This window comes from Pseudomonas sp. TWI929 (assembly GCF_039673335.1).
Classification (GTDB): Bacteria; Pseudomonadota; Gammaproteobacteria; order Pseudomonadales; family Pseudomonadaceae; genus Aquipseudomonas.
Window position 1 is genome coordinate 26,433 of record NZ_JBDJLK010000044.1, and the last position, 20,328, is coordinate 46,760.

Sequence of the window (20,328 nt, forward strand, 5' to 3'; positions counted from 1 at the left end):
AATGATTAATCTGGATCAGGTGATAACAGCTTGTTATCGCGCTGGTATTACGGGTTTCGCCGGGCATACAGCGCCAGCAGGGTTTCGCTGAACATCGCGGCGGCGGGCGGCAGCGGGTCGTCCTTGCGGGTGATGATGCCGAAGTCCAGCGCCGCCACCGCGAACGCGCAGTCGAGCTGGCACAGGGCGTGGGTGTCCAGGTGCGGCTGCACCATTGGCGCCGGCAGCATGGCCACGGCCGGGCCGGACTGCAGCAGCTGCAGGAAGGTTGGCATGGAGATGGTGTCGACGGTGTTGTCGGGCAGGGGGATGCCATGTTCGTGGAAGGCCTGCTCGATGCGCGCGCGGATCGGCGTACCGCTAGGGTAGAGGATCCACGGCCAGCGGCTGAGCTCCGCCGGGTCGATGGCACGGGCAGTTGCCAGCGGGTGGCGCGGGTTGACTACCAGCACGAACGGCTCTGGGCCCAATGAGCGGAAGTCGAACAGCTGGCGGTAATGGTCTTCGGTGAAGCGCCCGATCATCAGGTCGATTTCCTTGCGCTTGAGCATCTGCAGCAGGTTGTCACTGGTCTGCTCGACCACCTCGATCGACAGCAGCGGGCGCTGCTCCTTGGTGAGGGTGATGGCCTCGGGCAGCACATTGAAGGTGGCCGCGAAAATGGTGCCGACCTTCAGGTAGCCATGGCCGCCTTTGCGCAGCTTGTTGATCTGGGCGACGAAGTTCTTGGTGTCGTTGAGGGTAACCTGGGCATAGCGCGCCACCTGCTCACCCAGTTCGGTCGGCTTCATGCTGCGCGGCAGGCGCTCGAACAGGGCGAAGCCGAGCATGTCCTCCAGGTCGCGCAGCATCTTGCTCAGCGCCGGCTGGGTGAGCTTCATCTGCTCGGCGGCCACGTGCATGTTCTGGGTGCGAGCGAGGGTATCGATCAGTACCAGGTGCTTGAGTTTGAGCCAGTTGCAGAACTGCTGGAAGGTGATATCGGCGGTCATCGTGGGGCGGTCTTGTCGGAGGCAGGCCGCACCAGCATGGCGATGTGGGCCAAATGGTGCAAGCTGCCACCGAACATGTGGGAGCGGGTCACTCGGCCATCTGCAACTCCGGCAGCTTAACCCGGAACGCCCGGGTAAGCCCCAGCAGCACCACCAGGCCCATGCCCATCCAGCACAGGCCGATGGTGAACGACAGGCTGGTCAGGCTGCTCCACAGCCACAGCGTGCTGAGGAAGCCCAGGCCGGGAATGGCGCCGTACAGCAGGAAGTTGCGGCCGCCACGCAGCTTCTGGTCGACCAGGTAGTGCTTGACCACCGCCAGGTTTACCGCCGAGAAGGCGAACAGTGCGCCAAAGCTGATCATGTTGGCCACGGTGTCGAGGGTGATCACCAGGGCAATCAATGACAGCAGGCTGACCAGCAGGATGGCCACGGCTGGCACGCGCTTTTTCGTCACCAGTTGGCCGAATGCCCGCGGTAGCGCACCGTCACGGCCCATGGCAAACAGCACCCGCGACACGCTGGCCTGGGACACCATGGCCGAGGCGAAGCAGCCGGCCACGTAGGTGGCGGTGAAAGCAGTTACCAGCAGTTCGCCGCCAACCCGGCGCATCACGTCCACCGAGGCCGAGTCCGGGTCGGCGAAGCTGCCCCAGTCGGGGAACACCATCTGCGCGCAATATGACACCACCAGGAACAGCAAGCCGCCGATCAGCGACACCGCGAGGATCGCCACCGGAATGCGGTAGGTCGGGTTGCTGGTTTCCTCGGCCATGGTCGACACCGCATCGAAGCCCAGGAACGACAGGCATAGCACGGCAGCGCCAGTCATGATCAATGGTGCGCTGAAGCCTTCGTGGTGGAAGGGTGCCAGCAGCGACACCGGCTCTGCCTGCCCGTTGAGCTTGAGGATGGACAAAGCGACGAAGACGATGATGAACACCAACTGCGCCACCACCAGGATCCAGTTGACCCGGGTGATCGACTCGATGCCGATCAGGTTGAGGAAGGTGACCAGGGCAATGGAGCCCGCCACCCATACCCAGGCATGGATGGCCGGGAAGTATTCCGACATGTAGATACCGATCAGCAGGTAGCTGAGCAGCGGCAGGAAGATGTAGTCGAGCAGCAGTGTCCAGCCGGTGATGAAGCCGATATGGCTACCGAAGGCCTTGCGTGTGTAGGTGTAGACCGAGCCGGAGTAAGGGTGGGCCTGGACCATGCGGCCGTAGCTGTAGGCGGTCAGCAGCATGGCGGCGAGGGTCAGCAGGTAGGCGGTGGGCAGGTGCCCTTTGGTCATCTGGGTGACCAGCCCGTAGGTGGTGAAGACAGCCAGGGGCACCATGTAGGCCAGGCCGAACAGCACCAGGGCGGTCAGCCCCATGGACTTGCGGAAGCGACCGGTACTGGGTTGTGAAGGTGCATGCGAAGCGGTGTCATGTGCAGGGCTTTGGGCTGTACTTGTTGTTGTATGCATTGCTAACTCCTGGAAAGGGATGCAGGACACCGCGGCAGGCGAGCAGGCTCGCTACCGGTGGGCGTTGTGCAAGGAGGTCGAGCGGAAGGCTCGCAGCGCTGGGGCGGGTTGATGCTCCCACACCCCGCCGGTACCCGGAATCACCCTTTGGGGTGAGCCGAAGCAGCAACGCATTTGCTCACCCCAAAGGGTGATTTCGGTGTTTGCAATGCCATGGGAGTATCTGGCCAACAACGCACCGCACTGGCGGCGGTGCCTTACTTCATACGGCAGGCCCACAGTGACTAATCAATTGCTTTCAGAACAGTGGTTCGAGCACCTGGCCAAGGTCACCGAGTCGATCGGCCGGCCGGGCTTTGCCGCCAACCTGTTTGCGGCACTGGGCGTGATCCGGCCGATCCAGGCCACCACGGTGTACCTGTACCCGCACGACGGCATGCCTTGCGCACTCTTCGAGCAGGACGACAAGGCGCCCTGGCAGCCCGAGGGCAACGTCAGCCGCTACCTGTCGGGCTTCTACCTGCTCGACCCGTTCTACGGTGCCTGCGTGGAGCAGGTCGAATCCGGCTGCTACGGCCTGTTCGAAGTCGCGCCCGACCATTTCGAGGTGAGCGAGTACTACCAGTCGTTCTACCGGCACTCACACCTGGAGGATGAGCTCAACTACATCCTCCAGGTAGCGCCCGGGCAGAGCCTGGCAGTGTCGCTGGCCTTCACCGACAAGCTCGACCCGCAATGCCGCGAGCTGTTCGGGCGCATCACGCCCTGGGTGTTGGCGGTACTCGGCAAGCACTTCGCCGGGCTGGACAGCCGCGCCGGGCGCTTCGAGAACATCCTCGAACAACGCATCCACGCTGCGCTGAACAACTTTGGCAGCTCGCTGCTGACCGAGCGTGAATGCCGTATTGCCCAGCTGATATTACGAGGCCATTCGACCAAGTCGCTGGCCGAGCGCCTGGGGGTGTCGGAAGACACCATCAAATCGCACCGCAAGAACGTCTACGCCAAGCTCGACATCGGCACCCAGTCCGAGCTGTTCTCCTTGTTCATCGACGCGTTGGCCAATGCCCAGGGCGTGCTGGGCAAGGACCCGCTGGAAAGCTACATGGGCAAGCTGCGCTGAGCGCCAGCCACCCTGCAACCCCACCGCAAAGGAAAACCAACAATGAATGCGCCTTTCGCCCCGCAACGCCAGACCCGTGACTACCAGGCGGCCGATGCCGCGCACCACATCCATGCCTTCCTCGACCAGAAGGCGCTGAACGCCGAAGGGCCGCGGGTGATCGTCGGTGGCGAACGCCTGCACCTGTGGGACAGCGAGGGCAAGCGCTACCTGGATGGCATGTCCGGCCTGTGGTGCACCCAGCTCGGTTATGGCCGCCGCGACCTGACCGCTGCCGCCGCCGCGCAGATGGACCAGCTGGCCTACTACAACATGTTCTTCCACACCACCCACCCGGCGGTGATCGAGCTGTCCGAACTGCTGTTCAGCCTGCTGCCGGGGCACTACAGCCACGCGATCTACACCAACTCCGGCTCCGAGGCCAACGAGGTGCTGATCCGTACCGTACGCCGCTATTGGCAGGTGGTCGGCCAGCCGAGCAAGAAGATCATGATCGGCCGCTGGAATGGTTACCACGGCTCGACCCTGGCAGCCACGGCGCTGGGCGGCATGAAGTTCATGCACGAAATGGGCGGGCTGATCCCGGATGTTGCGCACATTGACGAGCCGTACTGGTACGCCGAGGGCGGCGAGCTGACCCCGGCCGAGTTCGGCCGCCGCTGCGCCCTGCAGCTGGAGGAAAAGATCCTTGAGCTGGGTGCCGAAAACGTCGCCGGCTTTATCGCCGAACCGTTCCAGGGCGCGGGCGGGATGATCTTCCCACCGGAAAGCTACTGGCCGGAAATCCAGCGCATCTGCCGCCAGTACGACGTGCTGCTGTGTGCCGATGAGGTGATTGGTGGCTTTGGCCGCACCGGCGAGTGGTTTGCCCATGAGTACTTCGGCTTCGAGCCCGACACCTTGTCGATCGCCAAGGGCCTGACCAGCGGCTACGTGCCCATGGGTGGCCTGGTGCTGAGCAAGCGTATTGCCGAAGCGCTGGTGGAGCGTGGCGGGGTGTTTGCCCACGGCCTGACCTATTCCGGCCACCCGGTGGCGGCGGCAGTGGCCATCGCCAACCTCAAGGCGCTGCGTGACGAAGGCATCGTGCGCCAGGTAAAGGACGACACCGGGCCGTACTTGCAGCGCATCCTGCGCGAGGTGTTTGCCGATCACCCGTTGATCGGCCAGGTACAGGGCGCAGGGCTGGTGGCGGCGCTGCAGTTCGCCGAGCACAAACCGACGCGCAAGCGCTTTGCCAACGAGAACGACCTGGCCTGGCAATGCCGCACCTTTGGTTTCGAGGAAGGGGTGATCATTCGCTCGACCCTGGGGCGGATGATCATGGCGCCGGCATTGATCGCCAACCACAGCGAGCTGGATGAGCTGGTGGAGAAGACCCGCATTGCCGTGGACCGTACGGCGCGCCTGGTCGGCAAGCTGTAAACCCTTTGGGGGCGCTTTGCGCCCCATCGCGACACAAGGCCGCTCCTACAGGGACCGCGTCTGTCCGCTAATACGCGGTCTCCTGTAGGAGCGGCCTTGTGTCGCGAAAGGGCTGCAAAACAGCCCCGGCGATCCACCTGCGGGACGACGCCACTAACAAAAAATCTGCTCCAACGTTCACCAGGAGTACAAATGTACACCCTCGAATTCTGGCAACAACGCGCCTCGGACCTGTACCTCCCGGCCAACGCGCTGATCGACGGCAAGCCCGTCAACGCACAGGGTGGCGCCACCTTCGCCGCCATCAACCCCGCCACCAACAACGTGCTTGCGCAGGTCGCCGCCTGCGGCCAGGCCGAGGTCGACCTAGCCGTCGCCAGTGCCCGTCGGGCCTTTGAGCAAGGCCCATGGCCGCGCATGGCGCCGGGCGAGCGCAAGAAAGTGCTGCTGCGCCTGGCTGAACTGATCATGGCCCATCGCGAAGAACTGGCACTGCTGGACTCGCTGAACATGGGCAAGCCGGTGATGGACGCCTACAACATCGACGTGCCAGGCTCGGCGCATGTGTTCGCCTGGTACGGCGAGGCACTGGACAAACTGTACGACCAGGTAGCCCCCACTGCGGCCAACGCGCTGGCCACCATCACCCGTGAAGCGCTCGGTGTGGTCGCGGCCGTGGTGCCGTGGAACTTCCCCCTCGACATGGCCGCCTGGAAGCTGGCCCCGGCGCTGGCTGCCGGCAACAGCGTGGTGCTAAAGCCCGCCGAGCAGTCACCGTTCTCGGCCCTGCGCCTGGCCCAGCTGGCGCTGGAAGCGGGTTTGCCGGAGGGCGTGTTGAACGTGGTGCCGGGCCTTGGCGAGCAGGCCGGGCAGGCGCTGGGCCTGCACCCGGATGTGGACTGCCTGGTGTTTACCGGTTCCACCCAGGTAGGCAAGTACTTCATGCAGTACTCGGCGCAATCCAACCTCAAGCAGGTGTGGCTGGAGTGTGGCGGCAAGAGCCCCAACCTGGTGTTTGAAAACTGCCAGGACCTGGACCTGGCTGCGGAAAAGGCGGCATTCGGCATTTTCTTCAACCAGGGCGAGGTGTGCTCGGCCAACTCGCGGCTGTATGTGCAGCGCTCCATCCATGACGAGTTCATCGAGCGCCTACAGGCCAAGGCCCGCCAGTGGTTGCCTGGCAACCCGCTGGACCCGGCAAGCCGCGCGGGTGCCATCGTCGACGCCGAGCAGACCGGGCGCATCGAAGCAGCCATTGCACGTGCCGGGCAGGAAGGCGCGCAGTTGGTATGTGGTGGCCGGCGCCTGACCATTGAAGGCTCGGACAATTACATTGAACCGACCATTTTCGCGAACGTTGATGGGCGCATGAGCCTGGCACGGGAGGAGGTGTTCGGGCCGGTACTGGCGGTCAGCGCCTTCGACACCGAAGAGCAGGCAGTGCGCCTGGCCAACGACAGCATCTATGGCCTGGCAGCCTCGGTGTGGAGCGATGACTTCAACCAGGTGCACCGGGTAGCACGGGCGTTGAAGGCCGGCACGGTGTCTGTCAACACGGTTGATGCGCTGGATGTCACGGTGCCGTTTGGTGGGGGTAAGCAGTCGGGCTTTGGCCGCGACCTGTCACTGCATTCGTTCGACAAGTATTCGCAGCTCAAGACCACCTGGTACCAGTTGCGCGGCTGAGCGCCCCAACCCATGTTAATTTTTTCCACCAGCCCGGCAAAAAGCCCACCCGCCCTCTAAACTGCTGCGGATATCAGCCAAGGCAATGTGCCATGCATGGAGTACCTGGGATGGGCTACGTGCCGAATGGTCGTGCTGTTGGTAATACCAGACGTGGGATTTCACTGCAGTGGCTGGTGGCGCTGGCCATCGTGCTGGGCATGTTGCTGCTCGGCGCGGCCCTTGCCTGGCAGGGCTATCGCGGCATTCGCCAGACCTTGGTAGCTGCGGCGGGTGACTCTGCTCAGCAAATTGGCAAGACCATCGACGAGCGTGCCCGGCGCCTGCTCGACCCGGCACACAGCAGTATCCGCCTGCTCGCCTTCAACCCGACCGCGCAGAGCCTGGCGCAGCGCCTGGAGAGGCTGCCACAGCTGGTCGAGGCGATGGACGCCAACCGCATGCTCAGTGCTGCCTATATGGGTTACCCCAACGGCGAGTTCCTGCTGGTGCGTCGCTTGCGTGACCCACAGTTGCTGCAGCGGTTTGCTGCGCCGCCGGGCACGGCGTTCCTGGTGCAAAGCGTTAGCCGTGATGGCGGTACGGTACAGGGCGAATGGCGTTTCTACGACCCTGCGCTGAACCTGTTGCAGACCCAGGCCAAACCCGAGTATCGCTACGACCCGCGCATGCGTCCGTGGTTCGCCGAGGCCAGTGCACAAGCCACCACCGTACTGACCCGCCCCTATGTGTTCTTTACCACCCGCGAAATCGGCGTGACCATGGCGCAACGCAGCGTCGACGGCGGGGCGGTGATCGGCATCGACGTCTCGGTCAACGACCTTGCCAGCGAGACCCAGGACCTGCGCATGACCCCCGGCACCGAGATTGCCGTGGTCGATGACCAGGGCGTTGTAGTGGCCTACCCGGACCTGCAGCGGGCGATCGTGCATGAAGGGCAAGCCGTGCGCCTGTCACGCGTTGCCGAGCTGGGCATCCCCAGCCTTGAGCATCTCTACGCTGACCCGTCTCAAGGTACCCAGCCACAGCCCTATCAGGTGGACGGCCAGACCTGGTATGGCATTCGCCTACAGCTGACCAGCCTGGCCGGGCGTGACTTGCAGGTGTTGATTGCCGTGCCAGGCGACGAGTTACTGGCGGGGGCGCGCAATGTATTGTTCGAGCAGCTGCTCTGGACTATAGCGTTGATCGCGGTGCTGGTGGTGCTCGGCGGGCTGCTCGGCCGGCGCATCGGCCGCCCGCTGCGGTTGCTGGCCGAGCAAGTGCAAGGCTTGGCCGGCTTCGATTTCAGCCATGAAGTGGGCGTGCATTCACGGGTGTCCGAAGTACGTGAATTGAGCCGCGTGCTGAGCCGCATGTCCGGCACCATCCGCAGTTTCCAGGCAATCACCCTTACCCTCAGCCGCGAGCGCAACCTGGAGCGTATGCTGGACGGCGTACTGACCCACCTGGTGGAGGCCGCCGGGGTCAATGCTGGGGTGGTGTACTTGTTTGATGCCGAACACGCGCTGCTGCGCCTGGCCGCCGCATGCCGTGGCGAGCAGTACCTGGGCGAGCTGGCCGTGGACGAAGACGCCCAGCACAACCTGGCCGCTGCGGTAACCCAAGCCCTCGGCCTGCACGAGCGCAGCCTGGCTGTGGTGCTGAATGACCGTAGCCAGGCGCTGTTGGGTATCCTGGTCCTGCAACTGGACGATGAATATGTGCGCGAGCAGGTCGGCCAACCGTTCCGGCGCTTTGTCGAAGAGTTGTCCGGGGTGGCAGCGGTGGCCATCGAGACACGCCAGCTGGCTGAAGCCCAGCAACGCCTGCTCGACGCCATGATCAAGCTGCTGGCCGACGCCATCGATGCCAAGAGCCCCTATACCGGCGGCCACTGCGAGCGAGTGCCGCAGCTGGCGCAGATGCTGCTGGACCAGGCAGTGGCGGCCGACAGCGGCCCGTATGCCAGCTTCAGCATGACCGAAGGCGAACGCTATGAGTTTCGCGTGGCGGCCTGGCTGCATGATTGCGGCAAGGTCACCAGCCCCGAGTACGTGGTGGACAAGGCGACCAAGCTGGAAACCTTGTACAACCGCATCCACGAGGTACGCATGCGTTTCGAGGTGCTGTGGCGCGATGCAGAGCTGGCCTACTGGCAAGGCCTGGCCAGCGGTGGCGACCAACAAGTGCTGCAAGCCAGCCTGGCGCGCAGCCAGGCGCAGCTGCAGGACGACTTTGCCTTCGTCGCCCAGGCCAACATCGGCGGCGAGTTCATGCAGGACGCCGACATCGAGCGCCTGCAGCAAATTGGCCAGCACCGCTGGCAGCGTCATTTCGACAACCGCCAGGGGATCTCCCGTGATGAAGCGGAACGCTTTGCCGGCGTGGCGCAGCCAGCATTGCCAGTCGACGAACCGCTGCTGGCCGACCGCCCCGAGCATCGCGTGCCCTGGGGGGCACGCAAGCCGCCAGTGGCCAAGGACGACCCTCGCAACACCTGGGGTTTCGATATGCGCCTGCCGGCCCACGCCAGCAACTTTGGCGAGCTGTATAACCTGGCGATCCGCCGCGGCACACTGAATGACGAGGAACGCTTCAAGATCAACGAACACATTGTGCAGACCATCATCATGCTCAGCTCGCTGCCGTTCCCGCGGCAGCTCAAGCGGGTTCCGGATATCGCCGGCAACCACCACGAGAAAATGGACGGCAGCGGTTACCCGCGCCGGCTGGGCCAGCGGGACCTGAGCATTGCCGAGCGGGTGATGGCGATTGCTGACATCTTCGAGGCGCTGACGGCGGCTGACCGCCCCTACAAGGCGCCGAAGACCTTGTCCGAGTCGGTGAAGATCCTGGTGTTCATGGCCCGCGACGGGCACATCGACGGGCAACTGCTGCAGCTGTTCCTGAGCAGCGGGGTGTACCTCCAGTATGCCGAGCGCTTCCTGCTTCCTGAGCAGATCGACGAGGTGGATGTGGCGTACTGGCTGGGGCAGGTGCACTGCCCGGCCTGAGCGTTACTGTTTGCTCAGGCGCTTGTACAAGGTAGTGCGCGAGATACCCAGCTCCTTGGCGGCGGCGCTGACGTTGCCGTCATGGGCCAGCAGCACGCGCTCGATAACGTCCTGGGTGGCGTCGGCAAGGTTGCGCGAAGTCGCCACCGCCAGGCCTTGCAGGTCTTCTGGCAGGTGCTGCACGCCGATGTATGGCTCGCCGGCAGCCAGTACCCCGACCAGGCGTGCCACGTTCTCCAGTTGCCGCAAGTTGCCTGGCCAGTGGTAAGCCTGTAGCAGGCGCCTGGCTTCGGCCTCCAGCCGCGCAAAGCCTGGGCGCTGGAAGAACGTATCGATCAACTGGGTTTTGTCCAGCCGCTGCTCAAGGGCGGGCAGGGCGACGCGCAGGCCGTCCAGGCGGTAGAACAGGTCCTCACGGAAGCCACCGGTGCTCACCAGGGCGCCAAGGTCCTTGTGGGTAGCCGCGATGATGTGCGCCTTCAAGGGCACCGTGGTGGTGCTGCCAACGCGGGTGATCTGCCGTTCCTGCAGGGCCCGCAGCAGCCGGCTTTGCAGGGCCAGTGGCATGTCGCCGATTTCGTCGAGCAGGAGGATGCCGTCGCCTGCGGCTTCCAGCAGGCCCATGGCCCCGCCTTTGCGGGCACCGGTGAAGCTGCCTTCGGTGTAGCCGAACAGTTCGGCTTCGATCAGGCTCTCGGGCAGGGCCGCGCAGTTGATCGCAACGAACGGAGCTTGCGGGCAGCAGTGTTCATGCAGCGCTTTGGCAAACACCTCCTTGCCCGAGCCGGTAGGCCCGGTGATCAAGACTGGCAGGTTACCGGCCACGGCCTTGCAGGCATCTTCGAAGCGTGCGTTGACGCGTCGGTCGCTGCCCAGCGACGTGCGCCTGGCGCGCAGCGGCCGCGGCTTGGCCTCAGGGCGCGCCAACAGCCTGCCGTACAGGCGTGAGCCATCGGCCAGTGCCAGCAACTGCGCTGAACCGTCGAGGCCATTGTGGCTGGGGCGGTCGAACAAGTGCTCCAGCGTCAGCCCTTCAGGGCGGTAGCTGGGCACGCCGAGCAATTGCTGCGCGGCGCGGTTGGCTGCGTACACCGTGCCATCATCCTGTACCGCCAGCAGCGCCTGCAGTGGCGAGCCGAGCAGCCTGGGGTCGTGTTGCAGCTCCAGGATGCGGCAGTCAGGCAAACCGAGGAAGAAGTTGTTTTCGGTGGCCAGCGCTGCATGCTTGAGGCGTTCGAGCATGGTGCCGGCATTGCGTGTGCCGATGCCGGTCAGGTCCAGCGCCCCCAGCAGTTCGCCGTTCACCCCGCGCAACGGCACGCTGACACAGAAAAACTGCGAGAACTCCTGCAGGTAATGCTGGTTGCCGGCAACGATCGCCGGCAGGCCGTCCATCAATGTGCAGGCCGGGGCGGTGGTGCCGACGTCCACCTCGCTTACCCGGCGCCCGGCGTGCAGCGCTGACAACGGGCTGTCGATGCCCGCCGGCTTGCGGGTTTGCACGATGCGGTTATCCGGGTTGACGCAAAACAGCATCCAGTGTGAATCGCCGATCAACTCCCAAAGGCGCTCCAGCTCTGGCTGCACACACGCGGCCAACTGGGTGTCGGCCTCGGTCAGCGGCAGCACATCCAGCTGCCCACGCGCCAGGCGTGGCTGCCAGGGGCTCAGCCCGGCGGCCCGGGAGCGCTCCCACGAACGCGCGATGGGTTCGGGCAGCAACCCGGCCGGCAAGGGCAGGCCGTCGGCAAACTGTTGGCGAGCGCTATGCAACTGGAGCTGTAGGCGATCCATGGGTACACCTTGTGATGTTGATCTGCACGCTACTGACTGCGCACGTTGCGCCGCTGCCAGCAGCGCGTCAAGGCTGGCAGGGCAATCAGAACAGCAGCAACGCCCGCAGGTTGACCCCGGTGTCCTCCTGGAAGCCGCCCACTACGCGGGTGTCGTGGGTCAACTGGCCGCTCAGCTGCACGCTGTTGCCGACCATTTGCTGGAACTCCAGGCGCACTTGCTGCACCTCGGTCTTCTGCCCGGTGTAATCGCCCGACAGGTGCTGTTTGCCGCCTTCGCTGGCGGAGAAGCCCAAGGCCAGGCGCTGGGCCGGGTTGAAGTCATAGCGCAGGTTGGTTTGCAGTTGATAGGTCGGGTCCTGGCGTAAGGTCTGGCTGCCGCTGCCGGCATTGTCGTTACTGCCATAGAACACCGCATCGGCATACCACTCCATCGACCAGCGCCCCCACAGTGGTTCTACCCAGCCCAGTTGCAGGTCACCTTTCCAGCGGTTTTCGCCCAGGTTCACGCCAGCGTCGCGGTCGTACTGGCCCCACGGCAGGTACAGCAGCGGGGTAATGCCGAAGTAGCGGCCACTGGCGCCGACGCCCGGCTGGTTCACCAGCCAGAAAGTGGCGCCGATGATCGGGTCGGCCATGCCGCTGTTGCTGCCCAGCGATTGCCCGCCAACCTTCGCGTCATAGACATGACCAAAGGGCAGGAGGATTTGCGGGTCGACGGTGATGCCGCCGACCTCGGTGAAGTGGATCAAGCGCAGGATGCTGATGTTGGAGCGCAGGCTGGTAGCGTGTTTGGCGTCAGGCGTGCCGTCGCCATTGAAGCGGTCGGCGCGGCTGAATTGCTGGTACCAGGCGGCGACGTTGGTGCCCGGTGGCAGCGCGGTGTAGTCGCCGGCATTCACGTCCACGGCTTGGGCCTTGGCCGAAACCAGCGCGCAGGCCAGCGTGCCCCAGGCAAGGCTGGAGAGTCTTGTCATGACAGGGTTTCCGTTGTTCTTGTTATAGGGCGGGGGCAGCGCGCGGCTGCCCCCTGGGGGCTTACTTGTGAATACGGATGATCGGCTTGAGGGTCAGGCCTTTTTCGCTGTCCTCGGCGGCCTGGTTGATCTGCTCGAAGTCGTAGAAACGGACCAGCTTGTCAAAGGCGAAGCGGCCTTGCAGGTACAGGTTGACCAACTCGGGGATGAACTTCTTCGGCACGCTGTCACCCTCGACAATGCCCCGGATGACCTTGCCGCCCAGCAGCAGGTCGTTGACGTCGAACTGCGCGGTGGTGCCCAGCGGCGGCGCGCCGACCACCCCCAGCGCGCCACGGCTGCCAAGGGCATCCACGGCCTGGCGCAGCACTTCCGGGCGCCCGGTGGACTCGAGGGCAAACTGCACGCCGCCGCCAGTGATTTCGCGGATGGCGGCCACCGGGTCGGCCTCGCGGCTGTTGACCACATGGGTGGCACCCAGCTCCAGCGCCAGCGCCAGGCGCGAAGGCACCACATCGACCGCGATGATGGTCGCCGCGCCGGCTACTTGCGCTGCCAGCACGGCGGAAAGGCCCACTGCGCCACCGCCAAAGGCGGCAAAGGCGCTGCCCGGGGTGACTTTCAGCGAGTTGATCACTGCCCCGGCGCCGGTCTGGATACCGCAGCCCAGCGGGCCGAGCAGCTCGATGGGCGCCTCCTTGGGCACGCGCACGGTGTTGTTCTCGCGCCCCAGCGCGTAGCTGGCGAATGACGACTGGGCGAAGAAATGGTCATTCAAGGCATGGCCCTGTGCGTCCTGCAGGGCGTGCTGGCCTTCGGGGCCTGCGCCACTGAAGTTGCGCCCGAAGAAGTCCTGGCAGTAGGCCGCCTGGCCCGCGTCGCAGGCCAGGCAGTGGCCGCAGTGGCCGTAGGTCATCACCACGTGGTCACCCACGGCCAGGTTCTGTACCAGCGGGCCGACTGCCTCGACGATGCCCGAACCTTCATGCCCCAGCACAGCCGGCAGCGGCACCGGGTAATACTGGTCGCGCACGATCATGTCGGTGTGGCACATGCCGGTGGCGACGATACGCACCAGCACCTCGTCACCTTGCGGGGCACGAATACGCGCCTGCTCCAGCACGAAGGGGGCGCCTTTGCCACGGGTGACGGCAGCTTGAACGGGGCGGAAAAGGGGTGTTGTCATTGTTATTGTTCTCCGGGTTTACAGGGGGTAGGCAGGTGCTTCGCCCTTGAGGGTCAGCCATTGCCATTGGGTGAACTCTTCCCAGTTGGTGGCACCACCGATGCTGGTGCCGTTGCCGGACGCGCCGACGCCGCCAAACGGGTTGATGACCTCGTCGTTGACGGTCTGGTCATTGATATGCAACAGCCCGGTGCGCAGCTGCTCGCCCAGGCGCAAGGCGCGGCCGGTATCGCGCGACAGAATCGCGGCACTCAGGCCGTATTCGGTGTCGTTGGCCAACTCCACCGCTTGCTCGTCGCTGTCGAACGGCACCACCACCGCCACGGGGCCGAAGATTTCTTCGTGGAACGCCGGGTTGTCGCGTTGCACGTCACTGAGCACCGTTGGCTGGAAGAACAACCCATCAGCCGAGCCACCGGTAGCCAGCGTTGCCCCTGCAGCGTGTGCGGCTTCGACGATACGCAAGGCGTTGTCGCGCTGGGCGGTGTTGATCAGCGGGCCCAGGTGAACCTGGCCGCTGGCCGGGTCACCCACGGTAAGGCTGCGCGCCTTGGCCACCAGGCGCTCGACGAAGGCGGCATAGATGCCACGTTGCACCAGCAGGCGACCGGTCGACATGCAGATTTGCCCCTGGTGCAGGTACACCCCCCAGGTAGCGTTGGCGATGGCCAGGTCAAGGTCGGCATCGTCGAGGATGATCAGCGAGTTCTTGCCGCCGAGTTCCAGCGAGACCTTTTTCAGGTGGCGGCCGGCGGCCTCGCCAACCTTGCGGCCAGCGGCGGTGGAGCCGGTGAACTGGATCATTGCCACGCTGGGTGAAGCGGTGAGCGCAGCGCCAGCTTCGGCGCCACCCGGCAGCACATGCAGCACACCTGCCGGCAAACCGGCCAGCTCGAAGATGCGGGCAATTACATGGCCGCCGCACACGGCGGTGCGCGGGTCGGGCTTGAGCACTACCGCATTGCCCGTGGCCAGTGCCGGGGCAACGGCGCGCATGGCCAGGTACAGCGGGAAGTTGAACGGCGAAATCACCCCGATCACGCCCAGGGGGCGGCGCCGGGCGATGCTCAGGCGGCCGGCTGTGGAGGGCAGTACTTCGCCCTGGCTGCGTGAGGGCAGGGCGCAGGCTTCGTGCAGCGATTTGAGGGTGATGGACGCTTCAAAGCCGGCCTTGGCCTGGGTCGAGCCGCTTTCGCGTACGATCCAGTCGGCAATCTCGGCCTGGTATTGCTCGGCAATGGCTGCCGCCTGGCGCAGGACCTTGGCGCGCTCGTCGTAGGGCAGGGCATACCAGCTGCGCTGGGCCTTGGCAGCCTCGCGGGCGCTTTGCTCCACCTGTTTGGCACCGGCGTTGGCCAGGGTACCCAGTGGTTGGCCGTTGCCGGGGGAGGTGACGGCGGTGGCGGGCAGTTCACCGGGTACCCAGGTACCGGTGAACAGCCGCTCATTCCAGAGTTCGTTGGGCAGTAAGGTATTCACGCGAAGCATCCTGTGTGTTGTTGTGTTCACGGATGCTTGTTGCAGGGGGTGTGCCAAGACGGTGCGGGGGCAAAATACCGGGCTTTTGGCTGCAGGGCTGTCCAGAAATTGAACATAGGCCCGCTTTTGCGGTGTTCAGATTCTGGACACTTCAGGCAATTGCTACGCGGCCCCTGTGGGAGCGGCCTTGTGTCGCGAAAGGGCCGCAAAGCGGCCCCGGCGATTTTGCGATGATGCAGAGAATGTGGGGGCGCTTCGCACCCCTATCGCGACGCAAGGCCGCTCCCACATGAATCGCGTTTCCAGGGCGATCAGGGCAGAAACTGTGAGAAAGCGCCCGCCTCACTCATACCCCCGCACCCCGGCAGTATGCCGACCGGCCACATAACCAAAGGTCAGCGCCGGGCCCAGGTTGATGCCACCAGACGGGTACCACCCACCAAACACACTGGCCATGTCGGTACCCGCCGCATACAGGCCAGCAACAGGCTGCCCAGCCTCATCCAGCACCCGGGCATGGCCGTCGGTGCGCAACCCGGCAAACGTACCAAAGCAGCCAGGCTTTACCTTCACCGCGTAGAACGGCCCATGCTCGATCGGCGCCACACAAGGGTTGGGCCCTTTGTGCTGCGGGTCGCCCTGCTTGCGGTTGAACGGTGTGGAACCACGGCCAAATTCCGGGTCCTGGCCGTTGCGGGCATGGCTGTTGAATTCATTAACTGTGGCACACAACCCGGCTGCGTCGATGCCACAGGCGTTAGCCAAGGCTTCAAGCGTGGAGCCTTGCTTGAGGTAGCCACTGCGCACATGCGGCCATACCGGCAGCGGCGCCGGGCGGGCATGGCCCAGGCCGTAGCGACGCAGGAAGCGGTGGTCGCAGACCAGCCACGAACAAACCTCTTCATCCTGCGGCACTGCCGCGACCATGGCCGATACATAGTCGTAGTAACCGTGCGCTTCATTGACGAAGCGCTTGCCGTTGGCCAGCACACCAATGATGCCCGGCTTTCCGCGCTCGATGATGTGCGGGAAGTGGCCGATGCTGCCATCGCGGTGCGGCACCTGCGAAACCGGCGCCCAGGCCACTGGCGACTTCAGGTCGGTAGCCACCACGCCGCCGGCCGATTCGCCCAGGCGCAGGCCATCGCCCGAACACCCGTTGGGCGGCAAGGCCAGGTTGTCCTGGCCGCTGGCATCGCGCGGGAACAGCTGCCGGCGCCGGGCGCTGTCGTTGGGGAATCCCCCCGCTGCGAGCACCACAGCCTTGGCGCGGATCAGTTGCTCACCCTGCGGCGTAGCCACCAGCGCCCCACATACCTTGCCATCCTCTACCAGCAGGCGTTTGGCCGGCGCCGATTCCTGCAGGTGCACGCCCAAGTCTTGTGCTGACTTTGCCAGGCGCGCCACCAGCGCCACGCCGTTGACCAGGTGCATCGCCCGGCCATGCCGGGCCAAGTGGTACAGGTGGCGGCCAAAGCGTTTGCACACATGCAGCAAGGCTTTGGGTGAGCGGGTCATATTGAGGAATGCGGCAAGGTCGGCGCCGGCCATGATCGGCATGCCCATGAACGAGGTTTCGCGCATGGTCTTGCGCAGGCGTGGCAGCAGGGCGCCAACCTCGCGGGCATCATACGGTGCGGCAATCACCTGGTGCCCGCCCTGGGCCGCGCCCGGCGTGTCGCCATGCATGTCCGGGATGCCATTGCCGTCGGCAAACTGCAGCGCCGTATGTTTTTCGAAAAACGCCACCATGTGCGGGCAGGCTTCAAGAAAGGCGTCGACGCGCTCGGCGTTGTAATACGCCCCCAGCTCATTGCGCAGGTAAGTACGTGGTTGCTCGATGTCTTCCACGATGCCGGCCCTGCGCGCCAGCGGGTTGCGCGGCACCCAGGCCCAGCCCCCAGACCAGGCGGTGGCGCCGCCAAACACCGGTTCCTTCTCCACCACGATCACTTTCTGCCCATGCCAGGCCGCCGTCACGGCCGCTGCCAGCCCGGCGGCGCCAGAACCTATGACCAGTACATCGCATTCGGTTTCGAAGGGAGCGGAAGGCATTGCGAGATTCCTGTGTTGTTATTGGAACAAGGTTCCATATTCTTACTGTCATGGGGCGGCCTGCAAGGGTAGGGTGGCCACGTTGAGCAAGTAATGGGCGATCACCGGACATTAGTCACGGCCTAAGCTGCGGTGGCTATCAGCGATGTGGAATGATCTTCTAGAATCCGCAAAAAACTTCAGGGACCTGTGTCATGGCTGGTAGTCAGATCGAACGCGCCTTCAGTCTTGTAGAAAGCCTTACCGGTGAACCGCAGGGGCTGCCTTTGCAAACCTTGGCCGAGCGCCTGGACATCCCCAAGAGCGCCGCCCACCGCATGCTTGCCGAGCTGGTGCGGCTGGGCTATGTACGGCAAAACCGTGATAACAACCGTTACCAGCTGTCGGCCAAGCTGGTGGCGCTGGGCTTCCGTTACCTGTCCAGCAGTGGTGCCGACGTCATCCAGCCAATTCTCGACCGCTTGGCCCAGGACAGCGGCGAACTGGTGCGCCTGGGCGTGATCGAAGGTGCCCGCCAGACCTGGATCGCCAAGTCCCAGGGGGCCCGCTCGGGGTTGCGCTACGACCCGGACATGGGCCGCGACGCGCCACTGTTCTATACCGCCTCCGGGCATGCCTGGCTGGCCAGCCTGGACGACGAGCAGGCGCTGCAGATGGTGTTGCGCCAAGGCATCGCTGACCCTGCGCAGTTTGGCCCGAACGCGCCACGCTCCACCGACGAGCTGCTCGCCTACCTGCGCCGCGCCCGCGAGTGCGGCTATGCCTGGGTCGAGGAAACCTCGGCGGTCGGTACCTCTGCCTTGGCCGCCGTGGTGCGCCGCCCCCAAAGTAATGAAGTGATTGGCGTGCTGAGCATCGCCGGGCCCAGTGCGCGCATGGCGCAAAGCCGCCTGGCAGAGCTGGCGCCATTGCTGCTGGCAGCAGCGCAAGAGCTGTCGGCAGCCAGCCGGGCAAGCGAGCTGTTCGCCTGACGGTGCATTTCTGGTCGATTACCGCACAGTCTGTTCTGCCGGTTCTTCTGGAAAGCTGAACTTGGTTCTAAATTGTTGAATGCTGATTGTGGAACTTGGTTTCAGAATCTTCACAACAACAATGACAAGAGGACAGGCTGTTGAACGCACCCCTACGTATCGCCTTGATCGGCGCCGGCATCATGGGCCGCCAGCATTACCAGCATTTGCTCAATGTGCCGCAAGCCCAGCTGTGCGCCGTTGCCGACCCCGGCCCGCAGGCCGAGGCCTTTGCCGCCGAATGCGGCGTGCCCTGTTTTGCCGACCACCGCCAGATGCTGGAGCGCGTGCGCCCCGAGGCGGTGATTGTCGCCAACCCCAACAACCTGCACGTCGCCACTGCGCTGGACTGCGTCGAAGCCGGCGTGCCGGTGCTGGTCGAGAAACCGGTGGGCGTGCACCTGGATGAGGTTCGCGCGCTGGTTGAAGCCTCGCGCCGCCGGGGTGTTCCAGTACTGGTCGGCCATCACCGGCGGCACAATCCGCTGATCGCCAAGGCGCACCAGGTGATCAGCGAAGGCAAGCTGGGCCGGCTGATTAACGTCACCGCGCTGTGGCAGCTGCAAAAGCCCGACAGCTATTTCGAAACACCCTGGCGCCGCGAGCCGGGAGCCGGCTTTTTGCTGACCAACCTGATTCACGACCTCGACCTGCTGCGCCACCTGTGCGGCGAGGTGGTGCAGGTACAGGCCTTCACCCGCAACGATGTGCGTGGTTTCGCCAACGAAGACAGCGCCGCAGTGCTGCTGCAGTTTGCCAATGGCGCGTTGGGCAGCCTGACTGGCTCCGATGCGGTCGCCGCACCGTGGAGCTGGGAGCTGGACTCTGGCGAAAGCCCGGTGTACCCGCGCCAGGATGGCCAGCCGTGCTACCTGCTGGCCGGCACTCAAGGGGCGCTGAGCATTCCCCAGCTCAAGCGCTGGCACTACGCCGAGGCCGGCTCGGGTTGGCACACGCCACTGCTACAGAGCGAGGAGAACATCCCCGCCGGCGAAGCATTGACCCTGCAGTTGCAGCATTTCGTGCGGGTAGCCCGTGGTGAGCAGGCGCCGCTGATCGATGCTGCAGACGGTGGCCGTACGCTGGCGCTGATCGAAGCGATTCGCCAGGCAGCCGAAAGCGGCCGGGCCTGTGCGCCCGAACACATTGCCTAGTGCGACCTCTACTTTTGTTGGTGACGAACAATGACTGATCGAATTTTTTCCCTCGCCGCCCTCACGGTGCTGGAGCTATCCCCGCCGGATATGGTCGAGGCAGCAGCCCGCGCCGGTTACAGCCATGTTGGCCTGCGCCTGGTGCCGGCCACCGAGCAGGAGCAGCACTTCCCGTTGGTAGCTGATAGCGGGCTGCGCCGGCAGACCCAGGCGCGTCTGCGCGACACCGGCATCAAGGTACTCGACCTGGAGATCCTGCGCCTGAAGCCGGAAACCTCCGTGGCCGACTTCGAACCGATCCTGGCGGTGGGCGCCGAGTTGGGTGGCACTGAACTGCTGGTGGCTGGCAATGACCCGGACGAAGCGCGCCTGACCGAGCGCTTTGCTGCCTTGTGCGAGCTGGCGGCGGGGTACGGCATTCATCCGCACCTGGAGTTCATGCCATGGACCGACGTGCGTGACCTGCGCCAGGCCATGCGGGTAGTGGCCAATGCCGACCACGGCAATGGTTGCGTGCTGGTGGATGCCTTCCACTTCAATCGTTCCCGGTCTTCGCTGGACGACCTGGCACAGCTGGCGCCGCAGCGCATGCGCTATGCGCAGCTGTGTGACGTTGCCGGCCCGGTGCCGGCCGACATGGACGAAATCCTGCGCCAGGCCCGTAACGAGCGGCGCTTCCCAGGCGAGGGCGATGCCGACCTGGTCGGCCTGCTGCGGGCATTGCCGGCAACTGTTCCGCTGAGCCTGGAAATCCCCACGCGCCAGTTGCTGGAGCAGGGCATCAGCGGTGAACAGCGCGCACGCATGGCGCTGGAGAAGGCCAAGGCGGTGTTGGCCAGGGTCTGACGGTAATACCTGTTCAAAATCTAAAAGCTTGCGCAGTCTTTGTAGGAGCGGCCTTGTGTCGCGATGGGCTGCGAAGCAGTCCCGGCAATTTGTGCATCTGTGCTGAAACCCTGGGGCTGCGTTGCAGCC

General features: G+C 64.6%; 14 protein-coding genes. 7 read left to right on the forward strand and 7 right to left on the reverse strand.

Annotated elements, in window-relative coordinates:
• Positions 1–47: 47 nt before the first annotated feature.
• Both ABE456_RS17965 and ABE456_RS17970 read right to left on the reverse strand, forming a co-directional pair.
• Positions 48–992, reverse strand: a complete 945-nt coding sequence (locus ABE456_RS17965) for a LysR family transcriptional regulator (protein WP_346645103.1) — start codon at positions 990–992, stop codon at positions 48–50.
• A gap of 88 nt (positions 993–1,080) precedes the next feature.
• Entirely contained in the window at positions 1,081–2,469 is a 1,389-nt protein-coding gene (locus ABE456_RS17970; RefSeq protein ID WP_346645104.1) for an APC family permease, read from the reverse strand.
• Between the two features lie 280 nt (positions 2,470–2,749).
• On the opposite strand from ABE456_RS17970, the gene ABE456_RS17975 reads away from it, so the two are divergent.
• The 4 genes from ABE456_RS17975 to ABE456_RS17990 all read left to right on the forward strand — a co-directional run bounded on the left by ABE456_RS17975 (position 2,750) and on the right by ABE456_RS17990 (position 9,699).
• A complete protein-coding gene (locus ABE456_RS17975) occupies positions 2,750–3,592 on the forward strand; it encodes a helix-turn-helix transcriptional regulator (RefSeq protein WP_346645105.1) in 843 nt (280 codons plus the stop codon).
• Positions 3,593–3,634: 42 nt separating this feature from the next.
• Entirely contained in the window at positions 3,635–5,017 is a 1,383-nt protein-coding gene (locus ABE456_RS17980; RefSeq protein ID WP_346645106.1) for an aspartate aminotransferase family protein, read from the forward strand.
• Positions 5,018–5,209: 192 nt separating this feature from the next.
• Complete coding sequence (locus ABE456_RS17985) at positions 5,210–6,703, forward strand: aldehyde dehydrogenase (protein ID WP_346645107.1); 1,494 nt, start codon at positions 5,210–5,212, stop codon at positions 6,701–6,703.
• A gap of 110 nt (positions 6,704–6,813) precedes the next feature.
• Entirely contained in the window at positions 6,814–9,699 is a 2,886-nt protein-coding gene (locus ABE456_RS17990) for an HD domain-containing phosphohydrolase (protein WP_346645116.1), read from the forward strand.
• Between the two features lie 3 nt (positions 9,700–9,702).
• On the opposite strand, the gene ABE456_RS17995 is transcribed toward ABE456_RS17990, so the two are convergent.
• The 5 genes from ABE456_RS17995 to ABE456_RS18015 all read right to left on the reverse strand — a co-directional run bounded on the left by ABE456_RS17995 (position 9,703) and on the right by ABE456_RS18015 (position 17,189).
• Entirely contained in the window at positions 9,703–11,493 is a 1,791-nt protein-coding gene (locus ABE456_RS17995; RefSeq protein ID WP_346645108.1) for a sigma-54-dependent Fis family transcriptional regulator, read from the reverse strand.
• Positions 11,494–11,578: 85 nt separating this feature from the next.
• Positions 11,579–12,469, reverse strand: a complete 891-nt coding sequence (locus tag ABE456_RS18000) for a transporter (protein ID WP_346645109.1) — start codon at positions 12,467–12,469, stop codon at positions 11,579–11,581.
• 61 nt (positions 12,470–12,530) lie between these two features.
• Positions 12,531–13,655 carry an NAD(P)-dependent alcohol dehydrogenase gene (locus tag ABE456_RS18005; protein WP_346645110.1) on the reverse strand — a complete coding sequence of 375 codons (1,125 nt, stop codon included), beginning with the start codon at positions 13,653–13,655 and terminating at the stop codon, positions 12,531–12,533.
• A gap of 18 nt (positions 13,656–13,673) precedes the next feature.
• Entirely contained in the window at positions 13,674–15,143 is a 1,470-nt protein-coding gene (locus ABE456_RS18010; RefSeq protein WP_346645111.1) for a benzaldehyde dehydrogenase, read from the reverse strand.
• A 333-nt stretch (positions 15,144–15,476) separates the two neighbouring features.
• The gene (locus tag ABE456_RS18015) at positions 15,477–17,189 is read right to left on the reverse strand and encodes an FAD-dependent oxidoreductase (RefSeq protein ID WP_346645112.1); all 1,713 of its coding nucleotides are present in this window, start codon (positions 17,187–17,189) and stop codon (positions 15,477–15,479) included.
• A gap of 194 nt (positions 17,190–17,383) precedes the next feature.
• Here ABE456_RS18015 and ABE456_RS18020 point away from each other — a divergent pair, with 194 nt between their 5' ends.
• The 3 genes from ABE456_RS18020 to ABE456_RS18030 all read left to right on the forward strand — a co-directional run bounded on the left by ABE456_RS18020 (position 17,384) and on the right by ABE456_RS18030 (position 20,199).
• A complete protein-coding gene (locus ABE456_RS18020; RefSeq protein ID WP_346645113.1) occupies positions 17,384–18,160 on the forward strand; it encodes an IclR family transcriptional regulator in 777 nt (258 codons plus the stop codon).
• 140 nt (positions 18,161–18,300) lie between these two features.
• Positions 18,301–19,353: a Gfo/Idh/MocA family oxidoreductase gene (locus ABE456_RS18025; protein ID WP_346645114.1), complete on the forward strand. Its 1,053-nt coding sequence runs from the start codon at positions 18,301–18,303 to the stop codon at positions 19,351–19,353.
• 30 nt (positions 19,354–19,383) lie between these two features.
• Positions 19,384–20,199: a sugar phosphate isomerase/epimerase gene (locus ABE456_RS18030; protein ID WP_346645115.1), complete on the forward strand. Its 816-nt coding sequence runs from the start codon at positions 19,384–19,386 to the stop codon at positions 20,197–20,199.
• Positions 20,200–20,328: the final 129 nt, after the last annotated feature.

What these genes read in the sequence shown, in the direction of transcription:
- ABE456_RS17965 (WP_346645103.1), bottom strand. Translation starts at nt 992, where the DNA reads ATGACCGCCGATATCACCTTCCAGCAGTTCTGCAACTGGCTCAAACTC.
- ABE456_RS17970 (WP_346645104.1), bottom strand. Translation starts at nt 2,469, where the DNA reads ATGCATACAACAACAAGTACAGCCCAAAGCCCTGCACATGACACCGCT.
- ABE456_RS17980 (WP_346645106.1), top strand. Translation starts at nt 3,635, where the DNA reads ATGAATGCGCCTTTCGCCCCGCAACGCCAGACCCGTGACTACCAGGCG.
- ABE456_RS17985 (WP_346645107.1), top strand. Translation starts at nt 5,210, where the DNA reads ATGTACACCCTCGAATTCTGGCAACAACGCGCCTCGGACCTGTACCTC.
- ABE456_RS17990 (WP_346645116.1), top strand. Translation starts at nt 6,814, where the DNA reads ATGGGCTACGTGCCGAATGGTCGTGCTGTTGGTAATACCAGACGTGGG.
- ABE456_RS17995 (WP_346645108.1), bottom strand. Translation starts at nt 11,493, where the DNA reads ATGGATCGCCTACAGCTCCAGTTGCATAGCGCTCGCCAACAGTTTGCC.
- ABE456_RS18000 (WP_346645109.1), bottom strand. Translation starts at nt 12,469, where the DNA reads ATGACAAGACTCTCCAGCCTTGCCTGGGGCACGCTGGCCTGCGCGCTG.
- ABE456_RS18005 (WP_346645110.1), bottom strand. Translation starts at nt 13,655, where the DNA reads ATGACAACACCCCTTTTCCGCCCCGTTCAAGCTGCCGTCACCCGTGGC.
- ABE456_RS18010 (WP_346645111.1), bottom strand. Translation starts at nt 15,143, where the DNA reads ATGCTTCGCGTGAATACCTTACTGCCCAACGAACTCTGGAATGAGCGG.
- ABE456_RS18015 (WP_346645112.1), bottom strand. Translation starts at nt 17,189, where the DNA reads ATGCCTTCCGCTCCCTTCGAAACCGAATGCGATGTACTGGTCATAGGT.
- ABE456_RS18020 (WP_346645113.1), top strand. Translation starts at nt 17,384, where the DNA reads ATGGCTGGTAGTCAGATCGAACGCGCCTTCAGTCTTGTAGAAAGCCTT.
- ABE456_RS18030 (WP_346645115.1), top strand. Translation starts at nt 19,384, where the DNA reads ATGACTGATCGAATTTTTTCCCTCGCCGCCCTCACGGTGCTGGAGCTA.